Consider the following 14,151-nt stretch of genomic DNA (forward strand, 5'->3'; position numbering starts at 1 on the left):
CGCCGAACGCACCCGTTCCGGTGTCCTCGCCGATCCGCAGCTGTCCACAGCGCGCTCCTCCGTCCTCTGCGCCCGTCCCGATGTCACGGGGTCTGTGCTGATGCCACGGGGTGCGCCCCGACGTCACGGCGTCCGTCCTGATGCAACGCCGGGGAAACCCCCTCGGCCCCACAGTGGTGACACGCATCACATCGGACCCTATGCCACTGGGCGTCCGGCGTACACCGAGGAGGAACCATGACCACGATCGACACCGGCGTGGGAGCCGGCACGGACACCGCCCGCTCCTGGCTGGCCGCCCTGGAGGACGCCCTCGCAGCCGGCAACGCGGACGCGGCGGCGGATTTGTTCGCGGAGGAGAGCTTCTGGCGCGACTTCCTGGCGTTCACCTGGAACCTGAAGACGCTGGAGGGCCGCGAGCAGATCTGCCGGATGCTCGCGCAGACCCTGTCGCACGTCCGGCCCTCCGGGTGGGAGGTCGAGGGCGAGCCCACCGAGGCGGACGGGGTGACGGAGTGCTGGGTGCGCTTCGAGACCTCCGCCGGATCCGGGTGGGGCTACCTGCGGCTGCGCGACGGGAAGGCGTGGACCCTGCTGACCACGCTGCAGGACCTGCGCGGCTTCGAGGAGCAGAAGGGGCCGCGCCGCGACCGCGGGGTGGTCCACGAGATCACCCGCGAGCGCACCACCTGGCTGGAGCGGCGCCGGGCGCGGGAGGAGGCCCTCGGCCGGACGGAGCAGCCGTACTGCCTCGTCGTCGGCGGCGGTCAGGGCGGGATCGGCCTGGCCGCGCGGCTGCAGCGCCTCGGCATCCCCACGATCGTGGTGGACAAGCACGAGAAGGCCGGGGACGCCTGGCGCAACCGCTACAAGTCCCTGCACCTGCACGACCCCGTCTGGTACGACCACATGCCTTACCTGCCGTTCCCGGACGACTGGCCGGTGTTCCCCGCCAAGGACAAGGTCGCCGACTGGCTGATGCACTACGCCGACATCATGGAGCTCAACTACTGGGCGAGGACCGAGTGCCGGTCGGCCGAGTGGGACGAGCAGTCCGGGACCTGGACCGTCGTCGTCGACCGCGACGGCGAGGAGGTCGTGCTGCACCCCACGCAGCTGGTCTTCGCGCTGGGCGTCTCCGGGTACCCGAGAATCCCTGACTTCCCGGGCGCCGACGTCTTCCGGGGCGCGCAGCACCACTCCTCCGCGCACGCCGGCGGCGACGACTGGGCGGGCAAGCGGGCCGTGGTGATCGGCTCCAACAACTCCGCCCACGACATCTGCGCGGACCTCTGGGAGCACGGGGCCGAGGTCACCATGGTCCAGCGCTCCTCCACCCACATCTCCCGCAGCGAGTCGCTCATGGACCTCGTCCTGAAGCCGCTCTACTCCGAGGAGGCGCTGGAGGCCGGCATCACCACGGAGAAGGCGGACATGCTCTTCGCGTCCTGGCCGTACCGGGTCCTGCCGGACGTCCAGCGGCCCGCGTTCGAGGCGATGGCCGAGCGGGACCGGGAGTTCTACGACGCGCTCGAGGCGGCCGGCTTCGACCTCGACTTCGGGGAGGACGGCTCCGGGCTGTTCCTGAAGTACCTGCGCCGCGGCTCCGGGTACTACATCGACGTGGGCGCCTCGCAGCTGATCATCGACGGGCGGGTCCAGCTGGCCACCGGCCAGGTCGACCGGCTCACGGAGGACGCGGTGGTGCTCGACGACGGGACCGAGCTGCCGGCCGACCTCGTCGTCCACGCCACCGGCTACGGGTCCATGAACGAGTGGCTCGCGGACCTGATCTCCCCGGAGGTCGCCGACCGGGTGGGCAAGTGCTGGGGCTACGGCTCCGACACCACCCGGGACCCCGGGCCCTGGGAGGGCGAGCTGCGGAACATGTGGAAGCCCACCAACGTGGAGAACCTCTGGATCCACGGCGGGAACCTGCATCAGAGCAGGCACTACTCCAAGTACCTCGCCCTGCAGCTCAAGGCCCGGATGGAGGGCCTTCCCACCCCGGTGTTCGAGCTCGAGGAGTCCCACCACCCCCGGTGATGCCGACCCGGGAGCGACGGCGGGGCGCCGGAACGGATCGACCGTTCCGGCGCCCCGTCATGAGTCGCTGGGCGCTGTCAGGCGGCAGAGAGCTTGATGCGCAACGCTTCGGCCTCGGCGATGATCTCGGCCTTCGACTTCGAGGGCACCACGATGACGCGATCCCCTTCGCTGGGAATGCGGATGCTGTAGGTCCCATCGGAATTCGGCGTCACCAGTTCGTCGAAGGCATGGGTGAGGCCCACCTTGTACCGGGGCGTCTTCTTGTCCATAGGAGTCACTCGCCTCTGCGTTTCCAGGGACACCACCATGGGTCGAATGCTGTGGGTTCTCCCTGTCCTGTGGATCCATTGTAGTCGCGGGCCCGGCTCCCTTCGATGACCGCATCGAGGATCCCCCGGACGAGCGCGATGTCCTCCTCCGTCGCCAGTTCGGAAACCATGAGGTAGTCCAGGGCCCGGATGCCGATCCGCGTGCGCTCGTCGTCACGGTCGGAGGCGTAGTCGATGGCCCACTGGGTTCGGCGCCACCATTCGGCGCGGTCGTCGGCCTGTTTGCGTTGTCGGTATGACAGCTCGTCCGCCGCCTTGCGCTGCCGGTAGGCCTTCCAGGCGATGACTGCGGCGATGACCGCCGAGAGGAACAACAGAAGGGGGCCCAGGCCGGCGCCGAGCGCACGGACGACCTCCATCCACAACGGCAGTGCGGCTTCGTCCATGAGGTGAGTCTGTCAGCGCCCAGCGACACCGCAGCCCCGCCTCCAGCGCCAGGATGCCCGATCGCCGGCCGCTCACCCCTCGAGCTTCTTCGCCTGTTCGTCCCAGGCGGCGCGGGCGTCCCGGCCCGCGGTGGGGTGGTGGGTCTCCCGCAGGGCGCGCAGCGCGGCGGTGCGCTGCTGGGCCAGGGCCTCCGCGGCGGCCCTCGTGGCGGCGTCCTCGCGGGCCTGGGCCCGGGCGGCGGTCACGGCGTCCATGATGAGGTCCACCCCCAGGGCGCCGCCCTCCAGGTAGGCGGTGCGGACCTGCCGGTCCGGGTGGTACAGGTACTGGTCGTTGACCTGCCCGAGGGCGGTGTCGAACTCGGCGTCGGTCAGGTCGGAGATCATGGCGACCACCCGGTCCAGTCGAGCGTCGAGCTGGTCGAGCAGGTCGTGCCGCCGGGCGCTGCGGCGCAGGGACCACAGCGCGCGGCCGTGCGTGCGGAGCCGGTCCACGTCCCAGTCCGCCTGCGGCACCACGGACAGGGTGCCCGTGAGGAGCCGGGGATCCCGGGAGTCCTCCGGCGGGGGCAGGGAGCGGAGGTGCCACGAGATCCAGGCCGTGCGCATGTTGGACGCCCCGGCCGCCCGGGCCTCCTCCACCGACGTCCGCCCGGTCTGCGAGGCGGCGAGCGGCGGCCCGGCGTCGTCGTCCTCGGGTGCGTCCTGACCGGCGGCGCGGCTCAAGCTCGTGATGACGCCGGCGCTGAACCAGATCAGCAGGCCGACCAGGACCAGGCCGAGGAGGGCCACCCCGCCGAGGAGCACGAACCGGAACAGGCCGACGGCGACCACCGCGGCGACCAGGACCACCACCCAGACGGTGGCTCCGCTGCTGCTCCCGGTGTTGTTCATGACGGCCCCCGACGACCACGTGCGTGCTGGGCACCCATTCTACCGCCGCGGCCACAGCGGCCCCGGGAGCTCAGGACCGCTGGGGCAGGCCCTCGCGGAAGACCCGCTTGAGCTCGGTCAGCTCCGGGCCGTGCCCGGTGCCCTCGGTGTTGAGCGCCGGCTGGTGCGCCGCGACCCAGTGCTGCTCGAGGGCGTCGACGTCGTCCTTCGTCCCGCACTCCGCCCAGCCGAGGAGCAGGTGCTCCTGCATCCACGCCGTGAGCCGCTGCTCGTGCACCTCGTCGAGGACCACGCGGCCCCGCCCGTCCACGGCGGCGCCGTCCCGCCAGGACGGGTCCCCGGCCAGGAGGACCGCGAGCAGCGTGCGCCGCAGCGCGGAGGAGCGGGTCCGCCGCAGGTGCTGGCCGCTGATCCGCCGGTGGAGGTCGCGCCGGGCGCGGCCCACGTAGAGCAGCTCGGCCGTCCCTGAGGAGTGGCGGAGCCGCGGCACCGCGGGCAGGTGCAGCCCGGCCGCCTCCGGGGTGGGGGAGCGGGCGGTGTCCAGCCACCAGGCGTAGACGCCGCGGGAGGGGCGGACCTCCGCCTCCAGCGGCGTGCGGAGCGGGAGCGCGGCGAGGCCGGGCTGCGTGCTCATGGATCACCACCTCTCCGGGGCGTTCTCTTCTGCAACTCTGCTTCGACTGTAGGCGCAGGACGCGGCGGTGCCCAGCCCGCCCGGCCCGCGCCGCAATGTCCGGCGCCGCACTTGCCATACCTAGCGCTGCTAGGGTTCAATGCGTAGCACACCTAGGTATCAGGAGGCGCAGTGCGCATCGACAAGGACCTGGTCGCCGCCTCGGCCACCCCGCTCGTGCTGGGGATCCTGGCGGACGGCGACCTGTACGGCTACGCGATCCTCAAGCGCGTCAGCGAGCTCTCCGGCGGCTCCATGCAGTGGACCGACGGCATGCTCTACCCGCTGCTGCACCGGCTCGAGCGCCTCGGCTACGTCTCCTCCTCGTGGGGCACGTCCGAGGCCGGGCGCCGGCGCAAGCACTACGCGATCACGACCTCGGGCCGGGCCGCGCTCGCCGACCGGCAGGAGCAGTGGGCGGTCGTGGCCGACGCGCTGCGGCAGGTGTGGCAGGCCGCGCAGCAGCCGCCCGCCACGACCGAGCGGTGGGCGTGATGGAGCTGCACGCGGAGCAGGAGGCCCAGATCGGGCGGTGGCGCGGCTGGGTCCAGCGCCGCCAGGCGATCTCCCCGGCCGACGTCGACGAGCTCGAGGACCACCTGCGCGAACAGGTCGCGGACCTGCGGGCCACCGGGCTCGACGACGACGAGGCCTTCCTCGTCGCGATCAAGCGCATGGGCAACCTCGACGCCGTCTCGCACGAGTTCGCCCGCGAGCACTCCGAGCGGCTGTGGAAGCAGCTCGTGCTCCTCCCGGAGGACGCCGAGGAGACCGGCGCACCGCCGTGGCGGGAGCTGGGCATCGTCCTGGCGCTCGCGGTCGGGGCCGGGCTGGCGGTCAAGGCCGGCACCGCCTGGCTCGGCGACGAGGCGGTGCTGGCGCGCAACCTCGGCCTGCTCGTGCTGCCCTTCCTCGCCGGGTACTTCGCGTGGAAGCGCCGGCTCACCGCGCGCGTGGTGGCGGCGCTGCTCGTCCCGTTCGCGGTGCTGGCGATCGTGCTCAACGTCTATCCGTTCGTCCCCGGCGGGTCCACCGAGCTGCTCGCCGTCCTGCACGCGCCGGTGGTCCTGTGGCTGCTGGCCGGGATCGCCTACACGGGCGGGAGGTGGCGCTCCGACAGCCGGCGGATGGACTTCGTTCGCTTCACCGGCGAACTCGTGATCTACTACACGCTCCTGGCCCTGGGCGGGGCGGTGCTGGTCGGGCTCACGTTCGGGGCCCTCCAGGTCCTCGGGATCGACCTGGAGCCGGTGCTGGAGGACTGGATCCTGCCGTTCGCCGTGCCCGGCGCCCTCGTGGTGGCCGCGTGGCTGGTCGAGGCCAAGCAGAACGTCGTCGAGAACATCGCCCCGGTCCTCACACGGGTGTTCACTCCCTTAACGATCCTGATGCTGCTGGCCCTCCTGGTGGTGCTCACGGCGGCCGGGGGGCTCGTCGACGTCGACCGCGGGCTGCTGATCCTGATGGACGCGATCCTCGTGCTGGTCCTGGCGCTGCTGCTCTACTCGATCTCCGCCCGGGACCCGCTCGAGCCGCCCGGCCTCTTCGACGGCCTGCAGTTGGTGCTCGTCGTCGCGGCCCTGACGGTGGACGCGGTGATGCTGACCGCGATGCTGACCAGGATCGCCGAGTTCGGCTCCAGCCCCAATAAGATCGCCGCGCTCGGGCTGAACCTGCTGCTGCTGGTGCATCTGGTGCGGGCCGCGTGGCTGAGCGCCGGGTGCCTGCGGGGACGCCGGCCGTTCGCGGAGCTCGAGCGCTGGCAGACGCGCTACCTGCCGGTCTACGGCGTGTGGGCCGCGGTCGTGGTGGTGGTCTTCCCGCTGGTCTTCGCCTTCGCCTGACCGGCGGGCTCCGCGTTCGCACCGCGGAGCGGCTGCTGAGAGCGAAAGGGGGCCTGCGCGTCCCGGTGGCAGGGGAGTCGCCCCCCGACGACTGACCAGATGGTCCGAGGCCCGCTGCCACCAGGACGGCGGCATCATGATCGTCGTCGTGCCGGCGGCCTTGCGGCCGGTCGTTCCGACGAGATCCTCACGCGGCGGCTCAGCCCCCCGGCTGATCACCTGCGTGATGCATCAACACTAACACTGGCTTATTACCTGATCGATTCGCATTCTGTCCACAGTTGCGCCGACTTGCCTCGGAGCTCTACCCCGCACCCGACGGCGTGCTGGTCCTGCGGTCCTGCGGTGGGGCGTCCGGTGCTCAGGCGCTCGTGCGCACCACGAGCTCCGGGGGGAGCCGGACGCTCTCCACGTCCCGGCCGTCGAGAACGTCCATCAGCATCTCGAAGCCCTGCCGGCCGATGCTGTGCATGGGGGAGCGCACGGTGGTGAGCCCCACGCTGCCGGCCAGCGGCGTGTCGTTGAACCCGACGAGTGCCAGGTCCTCCGGGACCGTGATCCCCTCCCGGGCGAACACGCCGAGCGCGCCGATCGCCGCGAAGTCGTTGACCGCGAACACCGCCTCGGGCAGCGGCCCGGCGGCCAGGATCCGGGCGGCGGCCACGCTGCCGGCCGGGGCGTCGAAGCCGCCGGGGACCACCCGCGCCGGGTCCACCCCGAGGCCGTGCCCGGCGAGCGCGTCCAGGAAGCCGGCGCAGCGGTCGATCGAGGTCGAGGCCCGCGGATTGCCCGCGATGAGCCCGAAGGTCCTCCGGCCGGACGCGACGAGGTGCTCCGCGACCATGCGTCCCCCGGCGTAGTCGTCGCAGGTCACCGACCGGTGCCCCGGGGACCGCCGGCTCACCAGCGTGAAGGCCACTCCGCGCTCGGCGAGCTCGTCCAGGAAGGGGTCCTCGAACAGGGCGTCGCCGAAGATCAGGCCGTCGGCACGGCGGTCCAGCAGCTTCTCCGCCTTGGCACGGTGGGCCGCGGGGTCGTCCAGGGAGTTGGAGACCACGGTGAAGTAGCCGTGCTCGGAGGCGGCCTCGTCGATGCCCTCGTACATCGTGGCCAGGACGTAGTCCTGCAGGCGGGGCACGACGACCCCGATCATGTGCGACTTGGCCGTGCGCAGCGACGCGGCGTACGGATTCTTGCGGTAGCCGCGCTCCTCCGCGAGCGCGAAGATCCGCTCCGTGGTGTCCGGCGCGGCCCACTTGGAGCCGAGGCCCTTGGGGTCGTTGAGCACCCGGGAGACCGTGGAGGGGTTGAGGCCCAGCTCGGCCGCCAGGGCCTTCAGGGTGACCGCCGGTCGTGCGTCCATGTCCACCTCCTCGCGGCTGTTTCCACACAGTAACGGACGTTAAATTCTCGTGAATGTGTTGCGCATCACTCTAGATGCGCTCTATGGTCAGTCCCAACATCGTACGCAATCGATTGCGGCATTCGTTTGCATAGAGTGCTTGCGCTCCGGAGGAGCGGGACGAAACTACAGAAGGGAGGCGGCACGTGACACACATCCAGCTGCTCGGCACGGGGGGCACCATCGCGTCCCGGGGCGGCGGGTCCACGGGCTCCGTGGCCACGGACACGGCGGCCGACCTGTCCCGGAACCGGTACGGCGAGCTCACCGTCTCCACCCGGGACGTCCTCACCACGGGCAGCTACCGGCTCACCCTCGGGGAGCTGCGGGCGATCGCCGAGGCGGCCCGGGACGCGCTGGCCGATCCTGCCAACGACGGTGTGGTGGTCACCCACGGGACCGACACCCTGGAGGAGACGGCGTTCCTGCTGGACCTGGTGCACGGCTCCCCGAAGAGCGTGGTGCTCACCGGCGCCCAGCAGCCGGCCGACAGCCCGGCCCCGGACGGCCCCCGCAACGTCGAGGAGGCGGTGCTGGCGGCCGCCTCGCCCGAGCTGCGGGGCAGCGGCGTGCTGATCTCCTTCGACGGGACGGTCCGCTCCGCCCGCGGCGCCCGGAAGGCGCACACCACCGCGAGCAGCCCCTTCCAGGGAGGCGCCGAGGTGGCGCACATGGCCGGGTCCGGGCTCGTCGTCACGGCCAGGCCGGTCCGCCGGGAGCCGCTGCCGCTGCCGCCGGCGGCCTTCGACAGCACCAGGGTCGAGATCATCACGGCCCACACCGGCGCCACCCCGGACCTCTTCGACTTCGCCGTGCGCTCCGGCGCGCAGGCCGTGGTCCTCGCCGGATCGGGCGTCGGCAACGCGGGCCCCGGCTTCGCGGAGTCGGTGGCCCGTGCGGTCGAGGCCGGCTGCGCGGTGGTGCTCAGCACCCGTGCCCCGTGGGGACCCGTCGTCCCGCTCTACGGCAACGGCGGGGGCACCGACCTCGTGGCGGCCGGCGCCGTCCCCTCCGGGGACCTCAACCCGCTCCAGGCGCGCATCCTCGCCGCCCTCCTGCTCTCCCTGGGGACCTCGGCCACCGAGTTCCCCGGGGCCTTCACCGCCCACCTCTAGAACACCACCCACCACCAGAGGAGACATCATGTCCAAGAAGATCTACGTGTCCGTCGGCATCGACGTCGACGCCGTCGGCGGCTGGCTCGGCTCCTACGGCGGCGAGGACTCCCCGGGCGACATCTCCCGCGGCCTCTTCGCCGGCGAGGTCGGCGTGCCGCGGCTGCTCCAGCTCGCCCAGCGCCGCGAGATGCCCGTCACCTGGTTCTGGCCCGGCCACTCCGTCGAGACGTTCCCGAAGGAGTTCGACGCGGTCGTCGCCGCCGGCCACGAGATCGGCGTCCACGGCTACAGCCACGAGAACCCCATCGCGATGACCCGCGAGCAGGAGACCGAGATCCTCGACTACTGCACCGACCTCATCGAGCGGCGCTCCGGGAAGAAGCCCGTCGGCTACGTGGCGCCCTGGTGGGAGTTCTCCGGGGTGACCAACGAGATCCTGCTCGATCGCGGCTTCCTCTACGACCACTCGCTCATGCACGACGACCACACCCCGTACTACGTGCGCGTCGGGGACACCTGGACCAAGATCGACTACGACGCGGCCTCGGCCAAGGAGTGGATGAAGCCGCTGGTGCGCGGCGAGGAGACCGACCTCATCGAGATCCCCGCCTCGTGGTACCTGGACGACCTCCCGCCGATGATGTTCATCAAGTCCAGCCCGAACAGCCACGGCTTCGTGTCCCCGCGGGACATCGAGCAGCTGTGGAAGGACCAGTTCGACTGGGTCTACCGGGAGATGGACTACGCGGTCTTCCCCCTCACGATCCACCCCGACGTCTGCGGCCGCCCGCAGAACCTGCTGATGCTCGAGCGCCTCTTCGACCACATCCAGGGTCACGACGGCGTGGAGTTCGCGTTCATGGAGGACGTCGCCCGCGACTTCGCCGCCCGCAGTCCCCGCACCTCCGCCTGATCCCACCGGCACGAAGGAACATCGCCATGTCCGCTCTGCGCTCGAACCCGACGCCCTCCGGCGTCGAGCCCTGGAACGTGCCCATCACCCCGAAGGTGGTCAAGCAGGTCTCGATCGTCTGCTTCATCGCCTGGGTGGCCTCCGTCTACGACTTCACCCTCTTCGGCACGCTGCTCCCCGTGATCGCCGAGGACTTCGGCTGGTCGGTGGCCGAGTCCACCGCGATCAACACCTACGCCACGATCGGCGTGTTCATCGTGGCCCTGGCCGTGGGCACGATCATCGACAAGATGGGCCGCAAGAAGGCGCTCATCGTGCTCATGCTCGGCGGCGCCGTGGCGTCCGGTCTCACCGGCGCCGCCGTCGGCGCCGCGAGCCTGGTCATCATCCGCTCCTTCTCCGGCTTCTCCATGTCCGAGGAGGTCGTCAACGCGGTCTACCTCAACGAGATGTACAAGGAGGCCAAGAGCCGCGGCCTCATGTACTCGCTCGTGCAGGGCGGCTGGCCGGTCGGCGCGCTGGTCTCCGCGGGACTGTCGGCCCTGACGCTCCCGCTCATCGGCTGGCGCTGGAGCTTCGTGGTCGCCGCGGTGCTGTCCCTGATCGTCGTCGGCCTGGCATTGCGCCTGCCGGAGTCCCCGACCTTCGCCGCCATGAAGGAGGTCCGGCGGCGCCGGGCCGCCGGTGACACCGCCGGTGCCCACGCGCTGGCCGACGAGCACGACCTCGAGGAGGCGGCCCACCACGCCACCGGCGTGAAGGACGTCTTCACCCCGGCGCTGCGCCGGCACACTACCTGCCTGTCCCTGGCGTGGTTCTTCAACTGGTTCGCGATCCAGGTGTTCTCCGTCCTGGGCACCACCATCCTGGTCGAGGCCAAGGGCGTCTCCTTCGACAACGCCCTCATCATCCTCGTGCTCTCCAATGCGGTGGGCTTCGTGGGCTACGTGTTCCACGGCTGGCTGGGCGACAAGATCGGCCGCAAGCCGACCGTGGTCCTCGGCTGGGTCGCCGGCGGCGTGGTGAGCCTCGTGATGCTGCTGGGCCCGGGCACCTCCGGCTACATCATCCCGCTGTACGCCATGACGCTGTTCTTCCTCACCGGCCCGTACGCGGCGCTGCTCTTCTACATGGGCGAGTCCTTCCCGCCCCAGGTGCGCGGCATGGGGGCGAACGTGGCCCACGTGATGGCGCCGCTCGGCGGCATCGCCGGCTCCGGGCTGCTCACCATCCTGCTGACCGCAGGGGTGGACACGGCTACGGCGGCGATCATCACCGGCTCCGGCGGGCTGATCCTCTCGGCGCTGTGCATGGCAGGGACCCGCACCCTGAAGGACGCCCACCTGAGGACCACGGTGATCGCATGATCCGCGACGACGGACTCGAGGGAAAGGTCGCCGTGATCTCCGGCGGCGGCAGCGGGATCGGCCGGGCGCTGGCGGTGGCCTACGCCCGGGCCGGTGCCCACAGCGTCATCGGCTACCTCCCCTCGGACCCCCACGACGCGACGGACACCGTCCGCGCCGTGGAGGCCGCGGGCGGGCGCTGCACGGCCGTCCCCATGGACGTGCGCAGCTTCGAGGACACCGAGAAGCTCGCCCAGACCGCGCTCGACGAGTTCGGCCGGCTGGACATCTCGGTGGCCGCGGCCGGCATCCTGCGCCGTGCCGCACTCGCGGACATGACTGACCAGGCGTGGGACGACATGATGGCCGTCGACCTCTCCGGGGTGATGCGCGTCTTCCGCTCCTGCAGCACGCGGATGGCCCACGGGGGGGCCATGGTGGCGACGTCGTCGATCGCCGGTGGCGTCTACGGGTGGGAGGAACACAGCCACTACGCGGCGGCGAAATCCGGGCTCATCGGCCTGTGCCGCTCGCTGGCCGTGGAGCTCGCCCCCGGAGGATCCGGGTCAACGCCGTCATCCCGGGGCTGATCGAGAGCCCCCAGTCCTTGGACCCGGTGAACTCGCTGGGCCGCGAGGGCCTCGACGCCGCGGGCTCGATCATCCCGTGGGGCCGCGTGGGCAACGTCGACGAGGCCGCGCGCACCATCCGCTTCCTCACCGGCGACGACTCGGCCTACGTCACGGGCCAGCAGCTGATCGTCGACGGCGGGCTCACCGTCCGCTGGCCGAGCTGAGCCCACCAGGAAAGGCAGACATGGAACAGCAACTGACCGGAAAGGTCGCCGTCGTCACCGGCGGCGGCAGCGGCATCGGGGCGGCGATCGCGATGCTCTTCGCCCGGGAGGGCGCGGACGTGGCCGTGCTGGACCGCGACGAGCAGCACGCGGCGGCCGTCTCGGAGGAGAGCGGCAGCTTCGGCGGGCGCACCACGGCGATCGCGGTGGACGTCACCGACGGCGAGGCGGTGCAGCAGGCGATGGCACAGGTCGTCGAGGAGCTCGGCGGGATCGACGTCCTCGTCAGCGCCGCCGGCATCCTCGACGAGACGCCGCTGCTGGAGATGACCGAGGCGACGTTCGACAAGGTCCTGGCCGTGGACCTCAAGGGCGTCTTCCTGGCCGCGCGCTGGGCCGCGCCCCACATGGTGGAGCGCGGCGGCGGGCGGATCATCAACATCGCCTCCCAGCTGGGCATCAAGGGAGGGACCGGCCTGACGCACTACGTGGCGGCCAAGGCCGGGGTGATCGGCATGACGAAGGCCATGGCGCTGGAGCTCGCCGAGCACCGCATCCTCGTCAACTCGATCGCGCCCGGTCCCGTCGTGACACCGCTGATCGAGGGACTGTCCGAGGAGTGGAAGGCCGCCAAGCAGGCGGAGCTGCCCATCGGGCGCTTCGGCCAGGCCCACGAGGTGGCGCCCACCGCGCTGCTGCTGGCCTCCTCGCCCGGCGGCGACCTCTACACCGGCCAGACGCTGGGCCCCAACAGCGGCGACGTGATGCCGTAGCCGGCCCGGGAGGAGATGTCACGATGTGCGCAGGATGCCCCGGAGGGCGTGCGGTCTCGAAGGTGACCGCCTACATCAATCTCAACGGGATGAAGCAGGCCGTCCTCGCGGAGCTGCGGCGCAGCGTGGGGCGCCGCGCGAGGATCACCGTGCTCGGCGACCGGTGGGTGCTGGGCTCCCGGACGGGCGCCCAGCAGGTCTTCCCCGACGTCGAGACGCTGGCGGATGCCCTGGTCGACCAGCACCTGGTCGACCAGCACCTGGTCGACCGGCGCCTGCTGCCGGACGACGGCGGCGCGGAGTTCGAGCGGATCCTCGCCGCCGGGACCCACCACAGCGCTCCGCCCATGGACGCGGGGCGGCTCGTGCGGGCGCTTCTTCTCAGCGCCGACACCGTGTGAGCCTTCTCAGAGGCACCCGCTGACCGAACAACCCCTGAACGACTGTCGAAGGAGATGCACATGCCGGATCTCGACCCGCTCTGGTCCCCCCTGCAGATCGGTCCCGCCGCACTGGAGAACCGCGTGGCGCTGGCTCCGATGACCCGGATCAGCGCCACGGAGGAGGGCCACGCCACCGAGCGCATGGTCTCCTACTACGAGGCCTTCGCCCAGGGCGGCTTCGGGCTGCTGATCACGGAGGGGATCTACCCCGACGCCGCCCACGGGCAGGGCTACCTGTATCAGCCCGGGATCGCCACCGACGACCAGGCCCGGGCGTGGGCCGAGGTGGTCGGCGCCGTCCACGCCGCCGGCGCGAAGATCTTCGCCCAGCTCATGCACGCGGGGTCCCAGGCCCAGGGCAACCGGTTCGTCGACTCCACGATCGGCCCCTCCGCGGTGGCCCCCAAGGGCGAGCAGCTGGGCTTCTACCGCGGTGAGGGCCCGTACCCCGTGCCCGCGGAGATCACGGCGGAGCAGATGGCGGAGGTCCGGCAGGCGTTCGTGGACGCCGCGCTGCGCGCCCGTGACGCCGGTTTCGACGGCGTCGAGATCCACGGCGCCAACGGGTACCTGCTCGACCAGTTCCTCACCGACTACCTCAATCTCCGGACCGACGAGTACGGCGGATCGCCGGAGAACCGGGTGCGGTTCGCCGCCGAGGTCTGCCGGGCCGTGCGCGACGCCGTGGGGCCGGACCTGGCGGTGGGCATCCGCATCTCCCAGGCCAAGGTCAGCGACCACGACCACCGGTGGGGCGGCGGGCCCGACGAGGCGGAGGTGATCTTCTCGACCCTGGGCGCCACCGGGATCGACTTCGTCCACACCACCGAGTACCGAGCGACCGCTCCGGCGTTCGGCGACGAGGGTCCGTCGCTCGCGGCGCTGGCCAAGCAGCACTCGGGTCTGCCCGTGATCGCCAACGGGCACCTGGACGACCCGGAGACGGCCGTGTCCATGCTGGCGGACGGCACGGCCGACGTGGTCGCCCTGGGCAAGGCGGCGCTGGCCAACCGGGACTGGCCGCAGCGGGTGCGACACGGCCGCCCGCTCGCCGAGCTCGACGGCAACCTGCTCGCGCCCCTGGCCGACGTCAAGGACTGGGAGCTGGAGCTCTCTTAGGGAACCGGAAGTGGGCCGGCGTTCGCGAGGGACGTCCGGTGGTCGGCCGGCGGCCACCACCGGTTC

The 14,151-nt window shown here is 71.5% G+C and carries 16 protein-coding genes; 11 read left to right on the forward strand and 5 right to left on the reverse strand.

What is annotated here, in order from left to right; genetic code table 11:
• Positions 1 to 237 precede the first annotated feature (237 nt).
• Positions 238 to 2,046: a flavin-containing monooxygenase gene (locus RF647_RS13760; RefSeq protein ID WP_368812203.1), complete on the forward strand. Its 1,809-nt coding sequence runs from the start codon at positions 238 to 240 to the stop codon at positions 2,044 to 2,046.
• Positions 2,047 to 2,123: 77 nt separating this feature from the next.
• Here the strand turns inward: RF647_RS13760 and RF647_RS13765 are convergent, their stop codons facing one another.
• The 4 genes from RF647_RS13765 to RF647_RS13780 form a co-directional block, all read right to left on the reverse strand.
• The gene (locus RF647_RS13765; RefSeq protein ID WP_298585269.1) at positions 2,124 to 2,318 is read right to left on the reverse strand and encodes a hypothetical protein; all 195 of its coding nucleotides are present in this window, start codon (positions 2,316 to 2,318) and stop codon (positions 2,124 to 2,126) included.
• Positions 2,319 to 2,323: 5 nt separating this feature from the next.
• Positions 2,324 to 2,764 carry a hypothetical protein gene (locus tag RF647_RS13770; protein ID WP_298585268.1) on the reverse strand — a complete coding sequence of 147 codons (441 nt, stop codon included), beginning with the start codon at positions 2,762 to 2,764 and terminating at the stop codon, positions 2,324 to 2,326.
• Positions 2,765 to 2,836: 72 nt separating this feature from the next.
• Positions 2,837 to 3,658, reverse strand: a complete 822-nt coding sequence (locus RF647_RS13775; protein ID WP_368812204.1) for a hypothetical protein — start codon at positions 3,656 to 3,658, stop codon at positions 2,837 to 2,839.
• Positions 3,659 to 3,728: 70 nt separating this feature from the next.
• The gene (locus RF647_RS13780) at positions 3,729 to 4,292 is read right to left on the reverse strand and encodes a GIY-YIG nuclease family protein (RefSeq protein WP_368812205.1); all 564 of its coding nucleotides are present in this window, start codon (positions 4,290 to 4,292) and stop codon (positions 3,729 to 3,731) included.
• A gap of 171 nt (positions 4,293 to 4,463) precedes the next feature.
• On the opposite strand from RF647_RS13780, the gene RF647_RS13785 reads away from it, so the two are divergent.
• Both RF647_RS13785 and RF647_RS13790 read left to right on the forward strand, forming a co-directional pair.
• Positions 4,464 to 4,826, forward strand: a complete 363-nt coding sequence (locus RF647_RS13785) for a PadR family transcriptional regulator (protein WP_368812206.1) — start codon at positions 4,464 to 4,466, stop codon at positions 4,824 to 4,826.
• On the forward strand, positions 4,826 to 6,175 hold the full coding sequence (locus tag RF647_RS13790) for a permease prefix domain 1-containing protein (RefSeq protein WP_368812280.1): 1,350 nt from the start codon (positions 4,826 to 4,828) through the stop codon (positions 6,173 to 6,175). The genes RF647_RS13785 and RF647_RS13790 overlap by 1 nt, the downstream gene beginning before the upstream one ends.
• 361 nt (positions 6,176 to 6,536) lie before the next feature.
• On the opposite strand, the gene RF647_RS13795 is transcribed toward RF647_RS13790, so the two are convergent.
• The gene (locus tag RF647_RS13795; protein ID WP_368812207.1) at positions 6,537 to 7,538 is read right to left on the reverse strand and encodes a LacI family DNA-binding transcriptional regulator; all 1,002 of its coding nucleotides are present in this window, start codon (positions 7,536 to 7,538) and stop codon (positions 6,537 to 6,539) included.
• Positions 7,539 to 7,723: 185 nt separating this feature from the next.
• On the opposite strand from RF647_RS13795, the gene RF647_RS13800 reads away from it, so the two are divergent.
• The 8 genes from RF647_RS13800 to RF647_RS13835 all read left to right on the forward strand — a co-directional run bounded on the left by RF647_RS13800 (position 7,724) and on the right by RF647_RS13835 (position 14,085).
• Positions 7,724 to 8,692 carry an asparaginase gene (locus RF647_RS13800; protein WP_368812208.1) on the forward strand — a complete coding sequence of 323 codons (969 nt, stop codon included), beginning with the start codon at positions 7,724 to 7,726 and terminating at the stop codon, positions 8,690 to 8,692.
• Between the two features lie 28 nt (positions 8,693 to 8,720).
• The gene (locus tag RF647_RS13805; RefSeq protein ID WP_017834877.1) at positions 8,721 to 9,608 is read left to right on the forward strand and encodes a polysaccharide deacetylase; all 888 of its coding nucleotides are present in this window, start codon (positions 8,721 to 8,723) and stop codon (positions 9,606 to 9,608) included.
• Positions 9,609 to 9,634: 26 nt separating this feature from the next.
• Positions 9,635 to 10,975 (forward strand): MFS transporter, encoded by a 1,341-nt coding sequence (locus RF647_RS13810; protein ID WP_368812209.1) that lies wholly within the window; start codon positions 9,635 to 9,637, stop codon positions 10,973 to 10,975.
• Complete coding sequence (locus RF647_RS13815; protein WP_368812210.1) at positions 10,972 to 11,544, forward strand: SDR family NAD(P)-dependent oxidoreductase; 573 nt, start codon at positions 10,972 to 10,974, stop codon at positions 11,542 to 11,544. The genes RF647_RS13810 and RF647_RS13815 overlap by 4 nt, the downstream gene beginning before the upstream one ends.
• A gap of 17 nt (positions 11,545 to 11,561) precedes the next feature.
• Positions 11,562 to 11,750: an SDR family oxidoreductase gene (locus RF647_RS13820; protein WP_368812211.1), complete on the forward strand. Its 189-nt coding sequence runs from the start codon at positions 11,562 to 11,564 to the stop codon at positions 11,748 to 11,750.
• A gap of 20 nt (positions 11,751 to 11,770) precedes the next feature.
• A complete protein-coding gene (locus tag RF647_RS13825) occupies positions 11,771 to 12,523 on the forward strand; it encodes an SDR family NAD(P)-dependent oxidoreductase (protein WP_368812212.1) in 753 nt (250 codons plus the stop codon).
• Positions 12,524 to 12,585: 62 nt separating this feature from the next.
• A complete protein-coding gene (locus RF647_RS13830; RefSeq protein ID WP_368812213.1) occupies positions 12,586 to 12,924 on the forward strand; it encodes a hypothetical protein in 339 nt (112 codons plus the stop codon).
• A 60-nt stretch (positions 12,925 to 12,984) separates the two neighbouring features.
• Positions 12,985 to 14,085, forward strand: coding sequence for an NADH:flavin oxidoreductase (locus tag RF647_RS13835; protein ID WP_368812214.1), 1,101 nt, complete (start codon positions 12,985 to 12,987; stop codon positions 14,083 to 14,085).
• Positions 14,086 to 14,151: the final 66 nt, after the last annotated feature.

The organism is Kocuria sp. CPCC 205263 (assembly GCF_040981075.1).
GTDB classification, from domain to species: Bacteria; Actinomycetota; Actinomycetes; order Actinomycetales; family Micrococcaceae; genus Kocuria; species Kocuria rosea.